This is a genomic window from Bradyrhizobium sp. 134 (assembly GCF_023074155.1).
Classification (GTDB): domain Bacteria; phylum Pseudomonadota; class Alphaproteobacteria; order Rhizobiales; family Xanthobacteraceae; genus Bradyrhizobium.
Genome location: NZ_JADPKX010000034.1, coordinates 283907 through 304501, shown reverse-complemented (window position 1 = coordinate 304501; position 20595 = coordinate 283907). Strand labels below are relative to the sequence as shown.

General features: G+C 63.7%; 25 protein-coding genes and 1 tRNA gene. 12 read left to right on the top strand and 14 right to left on the bottom strand.

Annotated elements, in window-relative coordinates:
• Positions 1–15: 15 nt before the first annotated feature.
• The 6 genes from IVA75_RS11115 to IVA75_RS11090 form a co-directional block, all read right to left on the bottom strand.
• Positions 16–354: a P-II family nitrogen regulator gene (locus IVA75_RS11115; RefSeq protein ID WP_007598642.1), complete on the bottom strand. Its 339-nt coding sequence runs from the start codon at positions 352–354 to the stop codon at positions 16–18.
• A 435-nt stretch (positions 355–789) separates the two neighbouring features.
• On the bottom strand, positions 790–1392 hold the full coding sequence (locus IVA75_RS11110; protein WP_247285019.1) for an ATP-dependent Clp protease proteolytic subunit: 603 nt from the start codon (positions 1390–1392) through the stop codon (positions 790–792).
• A gap of 42 nt (positions 1393–1434) precedes the next feature.
• Entirely contained in the window at positions 1435–1791 is a 357-nt protein-coding gene (locus IVA75_RS11105) for a hypothetical protein (protein WP_247285018.1), read from the bottom strand.
• A complete protein-coding gene (locus IVA75_RS11100; RefSeq protein ID WP_247285017.1) occupies positions 1788–2102 on the bottom strand; it encodes a metalloregulator ArsR/SmtB family transcription factor in 315 nt (104 codons plus the stop codon). Before IVA75_RS11100 ends, IVA75_RS11105 begins: the two co-directional genes overlap by 4 nt.
• A gap of 41 nt (positions 2103–2143) precedes the next feature.
• Complete coding sequence (locus tag IVA75_RS11095) at positions 2144–3445, bottom strand: ammonium transporter (protein ID WP_247285016.1); 1302 nt, start codon at positions 3443–3445, stop codon at positions 2144–2146.
• Between the two features lie 125 nt (positions 3446–3570).
• Complete coding sequence (locus IVA75_RS11090; RefSeq protein WP_007598647.1) at positions 3571–3909, bottom strand: P-II family nitrogen regulator; 339 nt, start codon at positions 3907–3909, stop codon at positions 3571–3573.
• A 238-nt stretch (positions 3910–4147) separates the two neighbouring features.
• Here IVA75_RS11090 and IVA75_RS11085 point away from each other — a divergent pair, with 238 nt between their 5' ends.
• Positions 4148–5038 carry a DUF4339 domain-containing protein gene (locus tag IVA75_RS11085; RefSeq protein ID WP_247285015.1) on the top strand — a complete coding sequence of 297 codons (891 nt, stop codon included), beginning with the start codon at positions 4148–4150 and terminating at the stop codon, positions 5036–5038.
• A 40-nt stretch (positions 5039–5078) separates the two neighbouring features.
• Here the strand turns inward: IVA75_RS11085 and tesB are convergent, their stop codons facing one another.
• Positions 5079–5942 (bottom strand): acyl-CoA thioesterase II, encoded by an 864-nt coding sequence (gene tesB / locus IVA75_RS11080; RefSeq protein ID WP_247285014.1) that lies wholly within the window; start codon positions 5940–5942, stop codon positions 5079–5081.
• 149 nt (positions 5943–6091) lie between these two features.
• On the opposite strand from tesB, the gene IVA75_RS11075 reads away from it, so the two are divergent.
• The gene (locus IVA75_RS11075; protein WP_247285013.1) at positions 6092–7312 is read left to right on the top strand and encodes a ubiquinone biosynthesis hydroxylase; all 1221 of its coding nucleotides are present in this window, start codon (positions 6092–6094) and stop codon (positions 7310–7312) included.
• A gap of 69 nt (positions 7313–7381) precedes the next feature.
• Here the strand turns inward: IVA75_RS11075 and IVA75_RS11070 are convergent, their stop codons facing one another.
• Together IVA75_RS11070 and IVA75_RS11065 are read right to left on the bottom strand one after the other, a co-directional pair.
• The gene (locus tag IVA75_RS11070; RefSeq protein ID WP_027514851.1) at positions 7382–7579 is read right to left on the bottom strand and encodes a Trm112 family protein; all 198 of its coding nucleotides are present in this window, start codon (positions 7577–7579) and stop codon (positions 7382–7384) included.
• Between the two features lie 61 nt (positions 7580–7640).
• Positions 7641–8171, bottom strand: a complete 531-nt coding sequence (locus IVA75_RS11065; RefSeq protein ID WP_247285012.1) for a TetR/AcrR family transcriptional regulator — start codon at positions 8169–8171, stop codon at positions 7641–7643.
• Positions 8172–8278: 107 nt separating this feature from the next.
• On the opposite strand from IVA75_RS11065, the gene IVA75_RS11060 reads away from it, so the two are divergent.
• The 6 genes from IVA75_RS11060 to IVA75_RS11035 all read left to right on the top strand — a co-directional run bounded on the left by IVA75_RS11060 (position 8279) and on the right by IVA75_RS11035 (position 11830).
• Positions 8279–8629 (top strand): hypothetical protein, encoded by a 351-nt coding sequence (locus IVA75_RS11060; protein WP_247285011.1) that lies wholly within the window; start codon positions 8279–8281, stop codon positions 8627–8629.
• Positions 8630–8669: 40 nt separating this feature from the next.
• Positions 8670–9473 (top strand): crotonase/enoyl-CoA hydratase family protein, encoded by an 804-nt coding sequence (locus tag IVA75_RS11055; RefSeq protein ID WP_247285010.1) that lies wholly within the window; start codon positions 8670–8672, stop codon positions 9471–9473.
• Positions 9470–9916, top strand: coding sequence for a PaaI family thioesterase (locus IVA75_RS11050; protein ID WP_247285009.1), 447 nt, complete (start codon positions 9470–9472; stop codon positions 9914–9916). Before IVA75_RS11055 ends, IVA75_RS11050 begins: the two co-directional genes overlap by 4 nt.
• Before the next feature lie 3 nt (positions 9917–9919).
• Positions 9920–10717, top strand: a complete 798-nt coding sequence (locus IVA75_RS11045; RefSeq protein WP_247285008.1) for an NAD(P)H-binding protein — start codon at positions 9920–9922, stop codon at positions 10715–10717.
• A gap of 177 nt (positions 10718–10894) precedes the next feature.
• Positions 10895–11173, top strand: a complete 279-nt coding sequence (locus tag IVA75_RS11040; RefSeq protein ID WP_027566280.1) for a PepSY domain-containing protein — start codon at positions 10895–10897, stop codon at positions 11171–11173.
• Between the two features lie 63 nt (positions 11174–11236).
• A complete protein-coding gene (locus IVA75_RS11035) occupies positions 11237–11830 on the top strand; it encodes a cytochrome b/b6 domain-containing protein (protein WP_247285007.1) in 594 nt (197 codons plus the stop codon).
• A 19-nt stretch (positions 11831–11849) separates the two neighbouring features.
• Here IVA75_RS11035 and IVA75_RS11030 read toward each other — a convergent pair whose 3' ends face one another.
• On the bottom strand, positions 11850–12527 hold the full coding sequence (locus IVA75_RS11030) for an LON peptidase substrate-binding domain-containing protein (protein ID WP_027514858.1): 678 nt from the start codon (positions 12525–12527) through the stop codon (positions 11850–11852).
• A gap of 69 nt (positions 12528–12596) precedes the next feature.
• Positions 12597–13520: a thioredoxin gene (trxA, locus tag IVA75_RS11025; RefSeq protein WP_247285006.1), complete on the bottom strand. Its 924-nt coding sequence runs from the start codon at positions 13518–13520 to the stop codon at positions 12597–12599.
• A 275-nt stretch (positions 13521–13795) separates the two neighbouring features.
• On the opposite strand from trxA, the gene IVA75_RS11020 reads away from it, so the two are divergent.
• From IVA75_RS11020 to IVA75_RS11005, 4 genes are all read left to right on the top strand, one after another.
• Positions 13796–13870, top strand: a tRNA-Gly gene (locus IVA75_RS11020).
• Positions 13871–13946: 76 nt separating this feature from the next.
• On the top strand, positions 13947–14933 hold the full coding sequence (locus IVA75_RS11015; RefSeq protein WP_247285005.1) for an NAD(P)-dependent oxidoreductase: 987 nt from the start codon (positions 13947–13949) through the stop codon (positions 14931–14933).
• Between the two features lie 378 nt (positions 14934–15311).
• Positions 15312–16604 carry a PQQ-dependent sugar dehydrogenase gene (locus tag IVA75_RS11010; protein ID WP_247285004.1) on the top strand — a complete coding sequence of 431 codons (1293 nt, stop codon included), beginning with the start codon at positions 15312–15314 and terminating at the stop codon, positions 16602–16604.
• Between the two features lie 183 nt (positions 16605–16787).
• Positions 16788–17381: a c-type cytochrome gene (locus tag IVA75_RS11005; RefSeq protein WP_247285003.1), complete on the top strand. Its 594-nt coding sequence runs from the start codon at positions 16788–16790 to the stop codon at positions 17379–17381.
• Between the two features lie 12 nt (positions 17382–17393).
• On the opposite strand, the gene panE is transcribed toward IVA75_RS11005, so the two are convergent.
• The 3 genes from panE to IVA75_RS10990 form a co-directional block, all read right to left on the bottom strand.
• Positions 17394–18317: a 2-dehydropantoate 2-reductase gene (gene panE, locus IVA75_RS11000; protein WP_247285002.1), complete on the bottom strand. Its 924-nt coding sequence runs from the start codon at positions 18315–18317 to the stop codon at positions 17394–17396.
• Positions 18318–18518: 201 nt separating this feature from the next.
• Positions 18519–19133 carry a 2-hydroxychromene-2-carboxylate isomerase gene (locus IVA75_RS10995; RefSeq protein ID WP_247285460.1) on the bottom strand — a complete coding sequence of 205 codons (615 nt, stop codon included), beginning with the start codon at positions 19131–19133 and terminating at the stop codon, positions 18519–18521.
• An 86-nt stretch (positions 19134–19219) separates the two neighbouring features.
• Positions 19220–20569 carry an MATE family efflux transporter gene (locus IVA75_RS10990; RefSeq protein WP_247359137.1) on the bottom strand — a complete coding sequence of 450 codons (1350 nt, stop codon included), beginning with the start codon at positions 20567–20569 and terminating at the stop codon, positions 19220–19222.
• Positions 20570–20595 lie beyond the last annotated feature (26 nt).

Here is a 20595-nt window from a genome sequence, read left to right as displayed (position 1 = left end):
TGATTGAGCGCGAAATCAAAGGGCCGCAGCATCGGCCTCGCCGGTGCGGATACGAACCGCATGGTCGAGATTGATGACGAAGATCTTGCCGTCGCCGATCTGTCCGGTTTTCGCGGCGGTCGTGATGGCATCGATGGTCTTGTCGACCTGGTCGGAGGCGACAGCGACCTCGATCTTGATCTTGGGCAGGAAGCTCACGGCATATTCGGCGCCGCGATAGATTTCCGTATGGCCCTTCTGGCGGCCATATCCCTTGACTTCCGTCACCGTGAGACCGTGAACGCCGATGGCGGTCAGGGCGTCACGGACTTCTTCCAGCTTGAATGGCTTAATAATCGCCATAACAATTTTCATGGGTCCTATCCCCGCTTGGGCCCGGTCCGGACGTGGCCGGGCGTTTCTCGACTGGTTCGCCACGAGGGAGAAAGTTCACTACGCGGGCACAGCCAGGACCCATAGAATCAAATGCCGTGCCAGATCGGGCGTGTTGCCTAACGGACTATGAAAACGGGTGTTTTCGCGTTCGACGCGTATTGCGGTGCAGTGCGCTATTACGCCGCGCTCAATACCTGACCATGGCTGATTAAAATAAAGGCACGTCAAGCTGCCGACACATTGGTGCTCATGCGTCGGGCAGCAGAAAGGTATTTCCGTAAGGCGGGCGCCTATTGCACGGCTTGTCGTGCTGCGAAATATCGGCCCCTTCGCACTTGTGCTCACGGAATACGCGCAACCGGCCAACCAGCTTGGGCCAGGCGAGGCTTGCCGGACGGTCGCCGGCAGAGACCGTCAGGCGGCGCTGCGTCCCGCGAACACCCGGTCGATCAGCCCCCAGTCGACCGCCTGCTGCGCGGTCATGAAGTGGTCGCGGTCCAGGGTCCGTTCCACGTCCGGCTCGGGGCGCCCGCAATGCTGGGCATAGAGCCGGATGATGCGCCGCTTGGTTTCCTGCATCTCGGTGGCATGGATCAGGATGTCGGACGCCTGGCCCTGAAAACCGCCGAGCGGCTGATGCACGTGAAGGCTCGCATTGGGCAGGGCGGCGCGGTGACCGGGCTCGCCCGCCATCAGCAGGAACGAGCCCATCGAGCGTGCGGTGCCCATGCACAGCGTATGCACCGGCGCCTTGATGAACTGCATGGTGTCGTACATCGCAAGGCCAGCGGTGACCACGCCGCCATAGGAATTGATGTAGAGATTGATCGGCTTGTTCGGATTCTCCGCCTCCAGAAACAAGAGCTGCGCGCAGACCAGTCCGGACATCGCATCGTTGACCTCGCCGTTGAGGAAGATGATGCGCTCGCGCAGCAGGCGCGAATAGATGTCAAAGGATCGTTCGCCGCGGGCGGATTGTTCGACGACCATAGGGACGAGCTGAAGCATGTCGCGCATCGGCGACCTCCGTTTCTGCGGGGTGATGAAGTGGTGTCGGTGTTAGGCGGCCGCGCGCATCAGGCAGCCATTGCTGTTGGCCGGCTGCGGCAGCTTCATGCCGATATCGCAGGCTTGCTGGATGATGCGAAAGCGGGTGCCGCCGTCCTCGTTCGGCTCGATCCGGAAGATGACATGGCTTTCGCGAAACGGCGGTTCGGAATCGCGAAGCCGATAGCGCACCTCTTGACCCGGGATCGATGTCTCCGGCTCGGCGCCCGCAAGATCGCAATCCGGCAGCCAGCGCTCGCGCAAAGCCGGAATGGTCACCGCGCGCCAGACCTTGGCCGGCGGCGCATCGAATTCATATTCGAGCACGAGCGCTGCGTCGGAGGGATCAGGCTTCACGGCGTCGCTCATTGATCCATCTCCTTCAAGAGATCGGCGAGGGCATCCATGCGTTTCGGCCAATAGGCGCGGTAGCGCGCAAGCCAGGTCCCGATGGCGGAGATTCCTTCGGGATCGACCTCGTAATTCACAAAGCGGCCCTGCCGCTGCTCGCGCACCAGGCCTGCCCCGCGCAGCACGGCGAGATGCTGCGACATCGCCGGTTGGCTGATCTCCAATCCGTCGCGCAAGGCGCTGGCGTTGAGGCTTCCGCCCGCAAGCTTCTCAAAGACCTTGCGGCGGGTCGGGTCGGCCAGCGCCTTGAAGATATCAGCTTCGATCATGGCGACACATAAGCATGTGCTTATGTGTCGCGCAAGCCCAATTACTGCAGCGCCTCGCCGTGCTGCGAGATATCCAGCCCTTCGAGCTCGTGCTCCCGCGAGACGCGCAACGGCACGAACAGGCCGACCAGCTTGAGCAGGACGAAGCTCACGCCGGCCGACCAGGCGAAGGTGACGGCGACCCCATACAGCTGGACCAGAAGCTGCTGCGGATGGCCCTCGAGCAGGCCGGCGGTGCCGCCGATCGCGCTGGTTGCGAACACGCCGGCCAGCAGGGTCCCGGTCATCCCGCCGATGCCGTGGACGCCGAACACGTCGAGCGAATCGTCATAGTCGAAGCGGTGCTTCAGCCAGGTGCAGGCCCAATAGCAGACGAGGCCTGCGATCACGCCGATGACGATACCGTGCCAGGGCGCCACGAAACCCGAGGCCGGCGTGATGGTGCCGAGGCCGGCGACCGCGCCGGAGATCATGCCGAGTACGGATGGCTTGCGCCGCGTCGACCATTCGATCGCACCCCAGGTCAGCGCGCCGGAGCAGGCTGCGAGATGGGTCGCGATGATCGCCAGCACCGCGCGCGAATTGGCTGCGCCCGCCGAGCCGCCGTTGAAGCCGAACCAGCCGACCCACAACAGGCCGGTGCCCATCACCGCAAGCGACAGATCGAACGGCGAGAGATTTTCAGTGCCGTAGCCATGACGGCGTCCCATCACCTTCGCCGCGACGAGGCCGGCGGTGCCGGCCGACAGATGCACCACGAGGCCGCCGGCGAAATCCAGCACGCCCATGCTGGCGAGGAAGCCGCCGCCCCAGACCCAATGCGCCAGCGGAATATAGACGAAGATGAACCACGCGACGGAGAACAGCAGATAAGCGGAGAACCGCATCCGGTCGGCCACCGCGCCCGCGACCAGCGCCACCGTGATGATCGCAAACGTCATCTGGTACAGCATGAACAGCGCTTCCGGGATCGTCTTCGCCGCCGGGTTGACGCTGTCCATGGTCATGCCGGCGAGAAACCAGCGGTCGAGCGTGCCGATCCACGGGCCGTCGCCGACGAAGCACAGCGAATAGCCGAACGCTACCCAGAGAATGGAGATGATCGTCACCGCGGCGAGGCTCTGCGCCATGGTCGCGAGCACGTTCTTCTTGCGCACCATGCCGGAATAGAACAGCGCGAGCCCCGGGATCGTCATCATCAGCACCAGCGCGGTGGCGACGATCATCCAGGCAGTGTCGGCGGTGTTGATCTCGGAGCCCGCGGCACGCGCCGGCGAAGCCATGATCGACACAAGTCCGATCGGCGCGGCGATAGCAGCCGCGCGGCGCAACAATCCCGCCATGTCGTTTCCCCCAGCTATTGATTGCGTCGCACGCCGTGGCGCCGTTGCCCGGTGCGATCGAAGAAGAGCGTTTTCGAGCGAAGCGGATACCGGTTCGCGAAAGGAAAACGCGTCAAAGCAAAAATCTAGAGCGCGTCGCTGTCGGTCTCGCCGGTGCGAATGCGGGTCGCGTGGTCGATTGGCGTGACGAAGATCTTGCCGTCGCCGATCTGGCCGGTGCGCGCGGTCGCGGTGATGACGGCGACGGCCTTCTCGGCGATATCGGAGGCAACCGCGATCTCGATCCGCAGCTTAGGCAGGAAATTCACGACATATTCGGCGCCGCGATAAATCTCGGTGTGGCCCTTCTGGCGGCCATAGCCCTTCACTTCGGTCACGGTCATGCCATGGACGCCGATCGCCGTCAGCGCCTGGCGGACTTCATCGAGCTTGAAGGGTTTGATGATCGCGACGACGAGTTTCATGGTCAGGCCTATTCCCCGGGATGCGCCGCGCCGTATGTCCCCGGCGCAGCGTCAATCTGGCATCTTTCCGGGCAAATGGCATAAAAAACTTGCAGATTGAAGCGGAAAATCGTTGGGCGATGTGAACGACCGCCTCTGTACAGGGCAGCCGTTCATCCTCCACAATGCGTTTTTGGAATGGATGCGATGAACCCAAGCGTCGCGGCCGGTACAAAACTATGTTCGAGGGGGACGTTTCATGGCGAGTTGGTTCTACGCATCCGAGGGTAAGCAGCAGGGCCCCTATCTGGAAGGGCAATTCCGCGATCTCGTTGCCCAGGGTGTCGTGCGTCCGGATACGCTGGTGTGGTCGGAAGGCATGGCCGGCTGGCAGAAGGCCGCCGAAATCCCCGGCCTGATCGGCGGCGGCGGTGCGCCCCCGATGATGCCCGCTGGCGGCCCGCCGATGATGGGCTCCGGAGGCTACGGCGGCGGTGGCGGCGGAGGATCGCTGGCGGTCGATTTCGGCATCCTCGAGTTCACGTGGCGCAGCATCGTGATGCTGATCGGCATGTGCTTCATCATCCCGGTGCCGTGGGTGTTCGTCTGGTACACGAAATGGATCGTGTCCTGCGTGAAGGTCCCCGGGCGGCCCAATCTCAGCTTCACCGGGAATGCGATGGCGCTGGTGCCCTGGTATTTCGGCTTCATCGTTCTGGCGATCGTGATCGGGTTGATCGGTGTCCCCTTGCTGAGCAATTTGCTGTTCATCGCCCAGATCGCTCTCTACTGGCTCCTGATCAAATGGATGGTCGCGAACCTCGCCTCCAACGGGCAGCCGCTCGGCCTGAGCTTCACCGGCACGGTCTGGGCCTATGTCGGCTGGAGCCTGCTGTTCGCGATCTCCATCATCACCATCATCGGCTGGGCCTGGGTCGCCGCCGCTCAGATCCGCTGGTTCTGCCGCAGCATCGAAGGCACGCGGCGCGAGATCATCTTCAACGGCAGCGGTCTCGGGATTCTCTGGCGCGGCATCGTGGCCGCATTCCTGTGCGGCTTCATCATCCCGATCCCGTGGGTGTATCGCTGGATCATGAACTGGTTCGCGTCGGAGACCGTCCTGGCTCCGCGGGGATCGCTCCGGGCCTGACCGCGAGAGGCATAAGCGCGATCGATCGTGCTTATGCCTCCTAGGCTCTCCGCTCGCGCACCGAGCCTTCCTGCGCGACGGAAGCCACCAGCGTGCCGTCGGGCTTGAAGATCGAACCACGGGTCAAGCCGCGGCCGCTTCGGGCGCTCGGCGAATCCTGTGCGTAGAGCAGCCATTCGTCGGCGCGGAACGGGCGGTGAAACCACATCGCGTGGTCGAGGCTCGCCGGCATCATGCGCTTGTCGAAAAGGGTACGGCCGTAGCGCGCCATGATCGCATCGAGCAGCGAGAAGTCGGACGCGTAGGCCAGCGCGCACATGTGCAGCGCCGGATCGTCCGGCAGCGTCGCCGCGGTCTTGATCCAGACATGGATGCGGCCGTCGTCGATCCTCTCACCGAAATAGCGGCCGAGCTCGACCGGGCGCAGCTCGATCGGACGGTCGGATTCATAGTAGCGGCGGATGAACTCCGGCATCTCCTTGAACATCGGCTGCTTCGCCACCTCCTCCGCCGTCAGCTTTTCCGGCGGCGGCACGTCGGGCATCTTGTCCTGATGATCGAACGCGCTCTCTTCCTCCGCGTGGAACGACACCATGATCGAGAAGATCGCGTTGCCGTGCTGGATCGCGGTGACGCGGCGCGTCGAGTAGCTCTTGCCGTCGCGCAGGCGCTCGACCTGGTAGATGATCGGGATCTGCGGATCGCCCGGCAGGATGAAATAGCAATGCAGCGAATGCGGCAGCCGGCCCTCGACGGTGCGGCACGCCGCAACCATCGCCTGACCGATCACCTGGCCGCCGAATACCCGTTGCCAGCTGGTCTTCGGACTGTTGCCGCGGAACAGGTTCACCTCGAGCTGTTCGAGGTCGAGGATCGAGATGAGGTCGATCAGGCTCTTGGACATGGAATTCAGCTTTCGCCTTGCCGCCCCGGCTTCGCTGCTCCGGAATGACACGATGGGGGCGTTCCGCCCTTGTTTCACCGCACTGTTTCGCCCACCTCAAGTCTGGTAGCAAGACCAAGAAAACGCGAAGACTTAGCCGGGAATTGGGTATGTCGGTACAGGGTAGCATTGTCATTGGTGGCGGCGCGTTTGCGGGCCTGGCGCTAGCCCTGGCGCTGCGCCAGGGGCTCGGCCCCGAGATCCCCGTCATCGTCGCCGACCCGGCGCTCGGGACACGTCCGAGCCGGGACCCGCGCGCGACCGCGATCGTGGCGGCCTGCCGCCGCCTGTTCGAGGCAATCGGCGCCTGGGACGACGTCAGGGGCGAGGCGCAGCCGATCCTCGACATGGTCGTCACCGATTCCAAGCTAGAAGACGCCACCCGCCCGGCGTTCCTCAACTTTGCCGGCGATGTCGCGCCGGGCGAGCCCTTCGCGCATATGGTCGAGAACCGGCGCCTGATCGATGCGCTGGTGGTGCGCGCCGAGGCCGAGGGCATCGATCTCCGCGCGACCACCGTGTCGTCTTACGACGCGCGGGCCGAAGGTATCGACGTGACGCTCGGCGACGGCAGCGTGATTGCAGCGAGCCTCCTGGTCGCGGCCGACGGTGCGAAGTCGAAACTGCGCGAGCGCGCCGGCATCGCCACCCATGGCTGGGAATACGATCAATCCGGCATCGTCGTCACCGTCGGGCATGAGCGCGATCACGAGGGGCGTGCCGAAGAGCATTTTCTGCCGGCGGGGCCGTTCGCGATCCTGCCGCTTTCGGGCAAGCGCTCCTCGCTGGTATGGACCGAGCGCCGCAGCGAAGCCGCGCGTATCGTTGCGTTGAACGACGAGGAATTTCACGGCGAGCTCGAGCAGCGCTTCGGCCTGCATCTCGGCGAGGTGAAAGCGCTCGACAAGCCGCGCGCGTTTCCGCTGTCCTATTTCGTCGCACGCTCCTTCATTGCCCAGCGCCTCGCGCTGGTCGGCGATTCCGCCCACGTCATCCATCCCATTGCGGGCCAGGGTCTCAACATGGGGCTGAAGGACGTCGCCGCGCTGGCCGAGGTCGTCGTGGATGCCGCGCGGCTCGGCATGGATCTCGGCGCCGCCGACGTGCTCGAACGTTACCAGCGCTGGCGCCGCTTCGACACCATGGCGATGGGCGTTGCCACCAACTCGCTGAACTTTCTGTTCTCCAACCAATCGACGCTGCTGCGCACTGTGCGCGACATCGGCCTCGGCCTGGTCGATCGCGCCCCGCCGCTGAAGAACCTGTTCATCCGCCAGGCCGCGGGTTTGACCGGTGAGATACCGCGGTTGTTGAAGGGCGAGGCGTTGTAGAATTTTCGGTAGCCCGGATTTCGCGGCGCTCCATCCGGGCTGCAAGTCTCTCAACGGGCCACAAGTCTCTCAATCGATCTTGCGGGCCTCTTCCGGCAGCATGATCGGGATGCCGTCGCGGATCGGATAGGCCAGCCTGGCGCTGCGCGAGATCAGCTCCTGCTTTGCAGAATCGAACTCCAGCGGACCCTTGGTCAGCGGACAGACCAGAATCTCCAGCAATTTGGGATCGACACTGGCTTCGGGGCGTTCGGTGGGCGCGTTCATGGGGGTCTCCGGCGGTCGGTTGCCTCTAGCATAAAAATTCGTGGCAGCCCATCGCGTCGCCTCAAGCGGAAACCATTCGCAGGATCTCGTCGAGCAGGCCCTCGAGCCGTGCGGCGGGCAATGGCGGGCCCGACAGGGCGAACCCGAGAAACGTCCAGTACAGGATTTGCGCGCGGGCTCGCGCCGTCGCCGCCTCGAACCCGCGCTTCCTCAGCAGCTCCTCGATATAGTCGAGCCTGCGCCGGTCGATGGCACGCACCGCCGTCTGTGCCGCCGCATCGAAGGCCGCCCAGTTCCGCACCGCGCGCTCGAGCTCGAGCCGCGCGCCAAAGGTCCTGCGCAGCAGCGCTTTCAGCGGCTCGTCGCTGTCCGTCTCGACCTCGGCGATGATCTGCTCGGCCGCGATCTCGCGCCAGCGCTTCAAGAGAGCAGCATGGAACGCGCCGAGATCGGCGAAATGCCAATAGAAGCTGCCGCGCGAGACCCCCATGGCTTTCGCCAGCGGATCGGCCTTCAGCGCGGTGAAGCCGTCTCGCGCGAGCGCCTTCAGGCCCTGTTTGATCCAGTCGTCGGCGGTCAGCTGTTCGGTCATGTCGGGTTCCGGATGCAAACCATACACTAGTGTATTGACAGCCGGCAGGCCAGCGCCTATCTCACCATACATAACTGTATGGACGAGATTTGCAGGGAGCTTTGACGATGCGTGATCTCTTGCTCCAGTGTGCCGGGGTCGTGACCATTGCCGTGGCCCTCGTTCATGGCATTCTCGGCGAGACCAAGGTCTTTGCCCGCGCTCGCATCGAGCCGGAACGGCTCCGCACCCTGATCCGCCTGGTCTGGCAGGCCTCTACCGTCGCCTGGATCGGCGGCGGTGTGCTCCTGATCGCGGCGCCTGGAATGCAATCGGAGTCGGCGCGCCACTGGATCGTCGTCACCATGGCCGGTGTGTTCGGCTTCTCCGCTCTCGCCAACGCATGGGCCACCCGCGGCCGGCATTTTGGATGGATGGCGCTCAGCGCCGTCGTCGTCATGGCGGTCGCCGGCTACTGAGCGACGCGCCGACAAGCCACGGACCCACCGGAGCAGTGTCATGGAAAATCGTGTCCGGCTGACCATCGATAACGGCGTCGCCCATGTCCGGCTCAATCGCCCCGACAAGATGAATGCGCTAGACCCGGCGATGTTCGCGGCGATCATCGAGACCGGTACGCAGCTTGGTGCGCGCGACGACATCCGCGCCGTCGTCCTGTCCGGCGAAGGGCGTGCATTCTGCGCGGGCCTCGACCTCGATCGGCTCGTCGCCACCGCGAACGGCGAAGCGCTGATTCCGTCGATCGACCTGACGCGGCGAACGCATGGCATCGCCAATTATGCCCAGCACCTGGTCTGGCTCTGGCGTGAGTTGCCGGTGCCTGTGATCGCAGCGGTTCATGGCGTCGCCTTCGGCGGCGGCTTCCAGCTCGCGCTCGGTGCAGACCTCCGCTATCTCGCACCCGCAACGAAACTCGCAATCATCGAGACGAAATGGGGCCTCGTGCCCGATATGTGCGGCACGCAATTGATGCGTCACCTTGCGCGCGACGACGTTGTTCGCGAGCTGACCTATACGGGCCGCGTCTTCTCGGCCGAACAGGCGCTTGCGTATGGCTTTGCGACGCAGCTCGCTGAAGATCCTGTCGGGGCCGCGCTGGCAACGGCGCATGAAATTGCCGGCCGCAGCCCCGCTGCGATCCGCGCGGCCAAGCGGCTGCTCAATCTTTCTGCGGCCTCCGACGTGGCGACGGGGCTTGCGGCGGAGACCGCCGAGCAGGCAGCCCTGCTCGGATCTGCCAACCATTTAGAGGCCGTGGCGAGCAATCTCGACAACCGGACTCCACGATGGAGCATGACGTGAGCGAAAGCTTCGGATTTGATCTGCCAACGCTCGGCGCTGTGAACGCATCCGCGGCGTTCAACCGCCTCGCTGGCTTTGAAGTGGTTGCGGCCGGCAACGGCGAAGCGACCATCCGCATGACATGGCGTGACGACATCAGCCAATATTCCGGGCATCTGCACGCCGGCCTGATTGCAGCTCTGCTCGACACCGCCTGCGGCTTTGCTGCCGCGACCTTGGCGGGCTCGGTCACCGCGTCTCATTTTTCCATGAACTGCCTCAAACCGGCCATCGGTCGCCTTTTCATCGCCAAGGGAATGACCCTTCGTGCCGGGCGCAGGCAGGCGTTCGCCCGTGCCGAGCTGTTCGCAGCAGACGAGCATGGCGAACTGTCGCTCGTAGCAACGGGCGAGACCGTCCTCATTCCGACCGGCGAGCCGCCGCGCAAGATTGGCAGGGGCTGACATATGCCGGTCACGCTGGTCACCGGAGGCACGGGTCATCTCGGTCGCGATATCGTCGATCGTCTCGTTCAGGACAGGCGACGCGTCCGGGTTTTTGCGCGAACGCCGGGCGCGCGGCCGGATGTGGAATGGGCGAACGGAGACCTCGCGACAGGCGCGGGACTGCGAGAGGCGTTGAGGGAGGTCGACACGGTCATCAATGCGGCGACCTATTCGCCGATCGCGCGGCGTGGCGGCGTTCGCCCGATAGACTTCTACAGGTCGCCCTCTGCCGTGGACGTCGAGGGCACCGAGCGGCTGTTGCAGCTCTGCGGGCGGGCCGGGGTGCAGCACTTCCTTCACGTCTCGATCGTCGGCCTCGACGAGGCGACGTTGCCCTACGCCCGGGTCAAGCTGGCCGGCGAGCGGCTGGTGCGTGCGTCGGCCCTGTCATGGTCCGTGGTCCGCGCAATGCCGTTCTACTATTTGCTCGACAAGTTCCTCTCGGGCCTCGTCTGGCTTCCGCTCTGGCCGGTGCCGACCACGACGTTCGATCCCGTCGACACGTCCGATGTGGCCGCTCATGTCGTGACTTGCGCGTTCGACGGGCTGCGCGGCGAGCGCACGGAGATTGGCGGCCCCGAAGCGCTCGATCTCGTTACCTTCGCCCGCCAATATCAGGATGCGAGGAAACTGCATCGAAGGATCCTGCCGATCGGCCTTTCGGATGCGAAGGCGCGGGGCATGGGTTTTGTCGTCAGCCGCGGCGTGAGAGGACGACTCTCTTGGTCGGATTGGCTGCGCGCAAACCGTGAGACGTAAGGCCGCAGTGTCGTCTCAAATGCGCGCTGCATACGGAGAGCGCTGATCTTTTTCGGATCGTTAGAATAACTCTAAAGCGAGCCGGCCGCGAACCGCATTGACTTCATCATGTGCTTTGCTTCCTTCGGTCCCGCTTCGCCCCAGGGCGTAGCGCCCACGACAGAAGAGGAGACGTTCGTGAAGGTTATTCGTGTTGTTGCCGTTGCATTGACGATCGGGATTGGGATGGGATCGGCCGCCTCGGCCGACGGTTTCAAGGACTGCACCAAGCTCGACAAGGCGTCGTGGAAGCCGGCGAGCGAAGCGGAAGCCAAGGCCAAGGCGCTCGGCTACGAAGTGCGGCGCTCCAAGATCGAAGGCTCGTGCTACGAGGTCTACGGCGTCAAGGAAGGCAAGCTTTACGAGCTGTTCTACAGCCCCGAAGATCTCAGCCTGAAGCACACGATTGCGAAGTAGACCGCGGCAGATGGTCTGCGCGCAAATGGTCTGCGCAAAGTCATGCCTGAGGGTGGTCCTCGCTTGATCGAAGAAACGGTGCCGCACGCACGCGGGGAGTCCAACCGGACCCCCGCGGATCGAACCGCTTCGCGGACAGTCGCGGTCTGGGACCTGCCGCTGCGGCTCTGGCACTGGGCGCTCGCGGCTTGCGTTCTGGCGGCGTGGTTCACGCCGACCATCTATGACGGACTTCACCGCATCATCGGTTATACGGTGCTCGGGCTTGTTGCCTTCCGTCTGGTCTGGGGTCTTTGGGGAAGCCGTTATTCGCGCTTCCGCATGGTCGGCGTCAGGCTTCGGGCCGCGCCGAATTATCTCTGGAATCTGCGCCGCGGCATCACCGGCCGCTATATCGGGCTCAATCCCGCCGGCACGTTGATGCTGGTGGCGCTGCTGGTCTCGCTCGCGGTCTCGACGATATCAGGCGCGATGTCGGTGACCGTGACCTTTTTCGGCGTCTGGTGGGTCGAGGACACCCACCACTATTCATCCGACGCGGTTATCGTCCTGGTCGTGCTGCACGTCTTGGGCGTGCTGATGATGGGGCGTCTTCAGCGGGAGAACCTGATCAGCGCGATGATCACCGGACGCAAGCGCATCCGGCATCATTCCTGAGCAGGCGCGCAGGCACCTGTCACTGCAGCGGCGGATCGCCGCTGGTGCGCTTCTTCGCGAGGTCCATCTCGGTCACCGCGATCAAAATTTCGGCGCGGGTCTTCAGGTCGGGCGCTTCCAGCATCGCTTGCTTCTCGGCCACGCCATAGGGCGACATCATCGCCAGCGCGTTGACGAGCGCTTCGTTGGGGGCGGTCTCGACGCCCTCCCAGTCGACCTTGAGGTTGTTGGCCTTCAAAAAATCCGCCAGCACCGTCAGCAGTGCCTCGCGATCGACCTCGTCCTCGCCCATGCGCGGCGTGAAGTCGTCGACGAAGGCAAAGAAATCCACCTTGCACTGCCGGTAGGCGGTGAGCACTTCGAGCTCCTCGAGCACCTTGAAGCGCGAGACACCCGTGAGCTCGAGGATGTAGCGGCCGTCACCGGATTCGGCGAGCTGGGTGATGCGGCCGACACAGCCGACGCTGAACAGCGAAGGCTTGTCGGAGTTCTTGGCCGAATGCGCGATGTCGGGCTGGATCATGCCGATCAGGCGATGGCCGTCGCGGAAGGCATCGTCGATCATCGCGAGGTAGCGCGGCTCGAAGATGTTGAGCGGCATCTGCCCGCGCGGCAGCAGCAGCGCGCCCGGCAGCGGAAACACCGGAAGGATCTCCGGAAGGTCAGCGGGCCCGCGATATTCGATGTTGATCGGCATCTGGTCCCCATTGTCCGCATCGAGTCATGATGCCTAACGCTCCGCCGGCTATGATGGATCAAATCATCTTCAGGAAAACAGGATGATCGACAAGCGCTTGCGTCCCTCGACGGTTGCATCGTCCGTGCCGCCCCAGGCCTCGAAGAACTGCACCAGCTGCTTGCGGGCGCCGTCGTCGTTCCATTTGCGGTCGCGTTTGACGATCGCGAGCAGCTGCTCGGTGGCCGCGGCCCGGTTGCCTTGGGCGTTGAGCGCGATCGCGAGGTCGAATCGGGCCTGATGATCGAGCGGGTTTGCGGCGACTTTCTGTTCCAGCTCGGCGACGGGCCCAAGCTGCTCCGCTTGCTCGGCGAGATCGATCGCGGTCTGCACGGCTTTCACAGCCGGCTCGTTGCGCTTGGATTCCGGCACCATGGCGAGCGTCTGCTTGGCCTGCTCCATCGCACCTGAGACGGCGTAGCATTTCGCGAGCCCGGCCAGGGCTGCGATGTTGGTCGATTCGTGCTGCAGCACTTCCGCGTAGATCTGCGCGGCCGCGGCGGCATCGCCCTCGGCGAGCACGGCCTCGGCCTCCTGGAGGATTTCCGCGACATTCGGCTCACCCGGCGCGGTCACGCCCTTGGTCAGCTTCTCGATGAAGGCGTTGAGCTGGCTCTCCGGGACCGCGCCCATGAAGCCGTCGGCCGGCTGGCCGTTGACGAAGGCGATCACCGCCGGAATCGACTGGATGCCCATCTGGCCCGGGATCGCCGGATGCTGGTCGATGTTCATCTTGACCAGCTTGACCTTGCCCTTGGCGGCCTTGACCGCTTTTTCCAGCAAGGGCGTGAGCTGCTTGCAGGGGCCGCACCACTCCGCCCAGAAGTCGATCAGCACCGGCTGGTGCTTCGATTCCTCGATGACGTCCTTCACGAAGGTCTGGGTGGTCGTGTCCTTGATCAGATCGGCGGCAGCCGGGCCCGCTGCTCCGTTACCCTGGTCGATGATCGTCACGGGATCCCCTCGTCTGATGTCTGGAATTGGCGGCTCTTTAGCACGCCGCCAATTCATATGCTTCGCTGTTGGCCCTAAATTGGGCCGGGCCGGCCGAATTTCAATCCATGCAGGCCGATTCGGCGGTTCCGGGACCTTTTTGGGTCATTTGGCCGCGTTCGGGTCGATATCGGGCCTCCGATCGCGAATCTATGCCGCCGGTAGCTGTTGCATTCCCCTCCCGCTTTTGGCATACGACAGCCGTTGCCGGCGCAGTCATGCGACCGACACAGGATGCGGGTGTAGCTCAGTGGTAGAGCACGACCTTGCCAAGGTCGGGGTCGAGGGTTCGAGCCCCTTCGCCCGCTCCAATTTTTCCCAAAGCATCCAGCCGAGCCGGACGGGTACGTGGTTTCCCACGCCGCTGGCGGCTGTATTGGGTCACGAATGACGATTCTGGTTACCGGCAGCGCGGGCCATCTTGGCGAGGCCCTTCTCCGCACGCTCCGCGGGCGCGGTTCGCCTGCGCGGGGCATCGACCTGAAGGCGTCGCCCTTCACCGACGCCGTCGGTTCGATCGTCGATCCCGATTTCGTGCGGGGCCAGATGGACGGCGTCACCGCGGTGATCCACACCGCGACGCTGCACAAGCCGCATGTGGCGACCCACAGCAAGCAAGATTTCATCGACACCAATGTCACCGGCACGCTCAACCTGCTTGAGGCGGCCGCAGCCGCCGGCGTGCGCAGTTTTGTTTTCACCAGCACCACCAGCGCGTTCGGCTCGCAACTCCGCTCCGACGCGGGCCAAGCCGCGGTGTGGGTCACCGAGGACCTGGCGCCGATCCCGAAGAACGTCTACGGCACGACCAAGCTGATGGCCGAAACTCTCTGCGAGCTGTTCTGTCGCGAGCGCGGCCTGCCCGTCGTGGTCTTGAAGACCTCGCGCTTCTTCCCGGAAGACGATGACGATCCGGCGATGCGGTCGGCTTACGCGCCGGAGAACGCGCAGGCCAACGAGCTGCTCTATCGCCGGCTGGATATCGCGGACGCGGTGAACGCCCATCTCCTCGCCGCCGAGCGCGCGCCGGACATCGGGTTTGCCCGCTACATCCTGTCGGCCACGAGCCCGTTCGAGCAACGCCATCTCGCGGCGCTGGCACGTGACGCGGCCGGTGTCGTGCGCGAGCTCTATCCGGAGTGTGCGGAGCTCTTTGCTGCGCGCGGCTGGCGGCTATTCCCCGCGATCGACCGCGTCTATGTCAATGAGCGTGCGCGGCGCGAACTAGGCTGGCGGCCCGAATTCGACTTCGCGCATGTCCTGAAATGTCTTCGCGATCACCGCGATTTTCGCAGCACGCTCGCGCGCGATGTCGGCTCGAAAGGCTATCATGAGACGATTTTCGACGATGGTCCCTACCCCGTCGCCCCTTAGCCGCCATCTTCGCGAATTCGCTCGACGCGTCAAATGTCTACCCGGCGTCACCGGCAGCAAGGCGGCCAGAGCATTTCTACTGTGCATGGGGTTGTTTTCGCGTTTTTTTGTTCCGGACCTCCTGCTGCCTGCAAATTAGCCGCCCGTGATCTTGATTCCGCGCTGCAGCGAAAGCGGTGTCGTCGCGGCATTCGCCATCATTGACTTTACGTCTCAATTTTTACTGAGCGCTATCGCGGCGCACGCGGCGCGCTTCTCACCGCTCGCAGATGTGCTAACCTTCTGCGTCTGTCCTCTCGACAGAGTCCGAACTTCGCCTCTCGACAGCAAAATAAAATAAATGTGCAGCCCTGACGGCTGCCTTAGGGGAGTGACGCGATGAAATTCCATCGATCCGTCTTTCAATCGGCCTTTCAATCCGTCCTGGCGCTTGCAGCGGTTGCCCTTCTCGCGGGGACAAGCGTCGGTCACGCGCAGCAGCAGGACAAGAACAAGCCGCTGAAGAAATACGAATCCGGCACCAAGGAGTTCTGGACCCATCCGCCGGACGACTGGTTCCTCGGCGACGAGACCGAGGCGCAGAAGGGCCTGGCGCCGCCGTCCGGTCCGCCGACCGGCGCGTCCGATTCCGAGCTCGCCAACATCGTCAAGAAGGTCAAGCTGCCACCGGGCTTCAAGATGGAGGTCTACGCCTCCGGTGTGCTGGCCGCGCGGCAGATGGCCTGGGGTGACAAGGGCACGTTGTTCGTCGGTTCGTTCGGCCTCGGCAACGTCTACGCCATCAAGGACAACAACGGAAAGAAAGAGGTCAAGACCATCCTCAAGGGGCTGAACATGCCCACGGGTCTGGCCGTCAAGGACGGTGCGCTCTACGTCATCGCGGTCGACAAGCTGATCCGCTACGACGACATCGAAAACAAGCTCGACAATCCCGGCGAGGGCAAGGTCGTCTATGACGACATGCCGTCCTATGCCGCGCATGGCTGGAAGTACATCGCGGTCGACAAGGAAGGCTGGTTCTACATTCCGTTCGGACCGCCCTTCAACATCGGCGTGCCCCCGACCAGCGTGTCGCAGATCCGCCGCGTCGATCCCAAGACCGGCAATGCGGAAATCTACGCGCTCGGCGTTCGCAACTCCGTCGGCGGCGACGTCGATCCGCGCACCGGCAAGTTCTGGTTCACCGAGAACGCCCGCGATTGGATCAGCGACGATCTGCCCTCAGACAAGCTGAACATGATCAGCAAGATCGGCGAGCACTTCGGCTATCCCTACTGCCACCAGGGTGACCTGCCGGATACCAAGTTCGCGATGGGCCACAAATGCTCCGAGTTCACGCCGCCCGTGCTGAACCTCGGCGCTCACGTCGCTCCGCTCGGCATGAAGTTCTATACCGGCGACCAATTCCCGGCCGAGTACAAGAACAACATCCTGATCGCCGAGCACGGCTCCTGGAATCGTCACAAGTACCAGGGCGGCCGCATCATGCGCGTGATCGTCGGTCCCGACGGCAAGAACGCCAAGCAGGAGGTGTTCGCCTCCGGCTGGATCGAGGGCGACCAGGGCTATCTCGGCCGTCCCGACGACATCATCCTCGCCAAGGACGGCTCGATCCTCGTCGCCGACGATTGGGCCGGCGCGATCTACCGCATCAGCTACAGCAAGAAGTAGCCTAAGACGACACCAGGCTGCGGTGCCGAGGGGCGCCGCAGCCTTTCTCATTTCAATTTCGCACGCTGTCGTTCCTGCTTACGTAGAAGTCCGGAACCCATAGTGACGAACGGGGGTTATCGAACTCCGGGCACGCGCTTCGCCGGCCCGGAATGAGCGTTCGACAGATCGGAAATTCCAATCATGCGCCGGCAGTTCATCTCGCACGCAATCAGCGCGGTTGCGCTCCTCGCACTCGGCTCTCTCCCCGCAAGCGCCGCCGACAATGCCGCGATCAAGGAGAAGGCCGCCGTCTGCGCCGGCTGTCACGGCGAGAACGGCATCTCGCAGACCGAGAACATTCCCTCGCTGGCCGGCCAGCCCGATCAATTCCTGCAATGGCAGCTCGTCTTTTTCCGTGCCGGCTCGCGCAAGAACGACCAGATGCAGCCGATCGCCGAGGAGATTACCAACGAGGACGTTCGCAATCTCGGCGCCTATTTCGCCGCGCTGACGCCGCCGACTGCGGCGGAAGACAAGGATCCGGACCTGTCGAAAAAGGGCGCCCAGGTCGCTGTCGGCCGCCGCTGCGCCTCATGTCATACGGATAGCTTTGCCGGCACCAAGGCCGTTGCGCGGCTCGCGGGCCAGCGCGAGGAATACCTGGTCAAGGCGCTGCACGACTACAAGAGCAGCCAGCGCGTCGGCGGCGGTGGCGCCGCGATGGCCGATGTCGCCTATCACATGAGCGATGAGGAAATCACCGCGGTCTCGCACTATCTCGCGTACTTCAAATAGCGGAAGGTGCGCCTACCCCGCCCGCTGCTTCTCATACGCCTTCAAATGCGTGTAGGCGATGCGCAGCTTCGGGACTGGCACCTTGGCGGCGTCGGCGCGCGCGATGAGGTCGCCGATGACGTGATCGGCTTCGACCGGCAGGCCGGCCTTGACGTCACGGAACATCGAGGCCGTCATCGGCGAGCCCTCGGTGGTGAGGTTGCCCTTCACGCGCTCGAAGAACGGCCCGCCCGGCGTGTAGCCTGAGGCGGCGGCGATCGCGCTGGTCTCGTCCAGCATGCCGAGCAGGAAATCCCTGCCGCCGGGAGCGGCGAGGATGTTGCCGACAGAGGTACGCATCAGGCTGGTGGACGCCGCCAGCGAGGAGAGAAACACCCACTTCTCCCACATGTCCTGCATGATGTTCTGGCTGGCGGTGGCACCAGCGATGCCGCTCTTGAAGGCCTCGTCGATCGCCTTGACCCGCTCCGACAGCTTGCCATCGCGCTCGCCGTAATTGATCGACTGCATCGGCTGGAGCTGCACCACCTCGCGCTTCTCGTTGAGCGTTGCGGCGATGGCGCAGAGGCCACCGAGCACGCGCTCCTTGCCGAACTTGTCGTCGAGGATGTCGAGATGCTTCATGCCATTGAGCATCGGGATGATCGCGGTATTCGGCCCGACTGCTGCCGCGAACGACTTGATTGCGTCGTCGAGGTCAAAGGCCTTGCAGCTGAGCAGCACGACGTCGAACTTGTCCTTGAGCGCGTCGGCCTGAACGGTCGGCGGATTTTTCAAGGTCACGTCGCCGTTCGGGCTCTTGATGACGAGGCCGGCGCTTGCGAGCTCGCTGGCGCGCCGCGGCCGGACCAGGAAGGTGACCTCGCGGCCGGCCTGCAACAGCCTGCCACCAAAATAGCCGCCGATGGCGCCAGCGCCGACCACGAGGATACGCATGGGATCGTCCTTATTGTTTCTTGCCGTCGTCGTTGTGCCTTGCCGTCGTCCTGGCGAAAGCCAGAACCCATTACCCCGACTGTGTATTGTCGGGCAAGTTGGAGCCCCAGCCTATCGCCAAACACGATTCGATGGTTATGGGTCCTGGCTTTCGCCGGGACGACGTCGAGGAGATTGCTCGGTTTCCCTACTTCGAGAAAATCACTTCCCCGACACCATCTCCTCGACCTCGCGCAACTGCTCCTTGCCGAAGAACATCTCGTCGCCGACAAAGAAGGTCGGCGAGCCGAACGCACCGCGCGCGACGGCCTCCTCGGTGTTCTTGATCAGTCTGCCCTTCACCTCGGGTTCCCCGGCCCGGGTGAACAGCTTTTGCGCGTCGAGGCCGGAGGACGCCAGCGCCTTCGCCGCGATTTCCGGATCGTCCATCTTCTTCGGCTCGCGCCACATGTGATGGAAGGCGGCCTCGACGTATGTTTCGAACACGCCTTCGAGCTGGGCCGCGATTGCCGCGCGCATCAGGTTCAGCGTGTTGACCGGGAAGAACGGATTCCAGACATAGGGCTGCACCTTGAAGCGCTTGACGAAGCGTTCGGTCTCGACCGCCTGGAATTCCCGCTTGTTCTTGACGCCGGCGAGCGTCTCGGCCGGCGACTTGTTGTTGGTCGACTTGAAGATGCCGCCGAGCAGGATCGGCACGTACTCGAATTTGACGCCGATGCGCTGCTCGATCGCCGGAATCGCGAGATGACTGAGATAGGCATTCGGACTGCCGAAATCGAACAGGAATTGCGGGGCTGTGCGGGTCAAAATCATTCTCCCTGACATCGCTTTTTCGCATTGTGGCGTAGCGCGGCCCGTGGGTCCACCTTTTAATGACGGTCATAATCTCTTGATGTTCGTCAGAACAGACGCCGGATCGTCCGCTTGCGCCACACCAGAAGGTAATAGCCCATCTGCAACAGGAACATGGCGCAGAATACGATCGGATAGGCGGCCCACACACCCTCAAGGCCGATCGTGCGGCTCAGGATCACCGCGGACGGTAGTTCGATTGCTCCGATGGCGAAGATCGCGAGCAGCATTGGCGTCAGTGCCACGCCGGCAGCGCGCATCGCGCCGGAAAACACCGTCGCCAGGCCGAACGGCACCGAGCTCCACAGTGCGATGTTGAGCAAGCCCTTCGCCAGATCGAGCACGGTATCATCAGTGATGAACATGCCGAGCACGGCGCGCGGCGCGAGATAGATCAGCGCCACCAGCCCGCCCGTCAGGACGATGTTGAACGCCAGTCCGGTGCGCACGATGCCGTCGAGCCCCGCTCTGTCGCCGCGGCCGACCGCTTGGGCACCGAGTATCGAGACCGCGATTGAAATCGACATCGCCGTGAACTGCGTGTAGCCCATCACCTGGTTGACCGCGCCATAGGCTGCGGTTGCGTTCGAGCCGAAGCCGTTGACGAGGCCGAGCAGCACCAGCTCGGCGATCGCCATCACCACCATACCGATCGCGCTCGGCAGTCCAATGCCGAGGATCTGTCCCAGCACCACACGATTGAGCCGCAGATGGCGAAGCAGTGCAGCGTCCGGTGCCAACGCATGTTTTCTTCGCAGCAGATAGGCCGCCAGCGCGATCAGCGTCAGAACGTTGGCGATCGCCGCGGCCCAGGCCGGGCTGGTGATGCCGGCCGCCGGCAATCCGAACGACCCGCGGATCAGAATCGGCGTCAGGATCAAGCCGATCGCAGTCGACAAGGCCAGCGCCAGCACCGGCGTCAGCGCGTCGCCGACGCCGCGGATCATCGCCGTCGTCAGCAAGAAGACGAAGCCGAGCGGCATGGTGAGCAGCATGACGCGGGCATAGGCGCTGGCCTGGTCGAGAATGTCCGGAGGCGTTGCGAGCATCGTCATCAATTGGCGGCTGAAGATCCCGCCGATCAGTGCAATTGCAATCGAGAGCAGCAGGCCGATCGCGAGCGTCGTGCCCACGATGAGCTTGATCCGGCCCTGCTCGCCAGCACCATAGGCCTGGCCGATCAGCACCGTGGCGCCGGTGCTCAGCCCCATGACGAAGGCGAACAGGAAGAACATCACCGGAAAGAACACCGAGACCGATGCGAGCGCGTCGATCCCGATCATCTGGCCGAGATAGACGTTACTGACGGTGCCAAACAGCGATTGCAGCGCGTTGCTCAGCATCAACGGTGCGAGGAAGCGCAGAAAACTTTTCCAGAGCGGCTTGGCGGCGGACATGGATTGGCCTTTCATCAGGGCGTGCG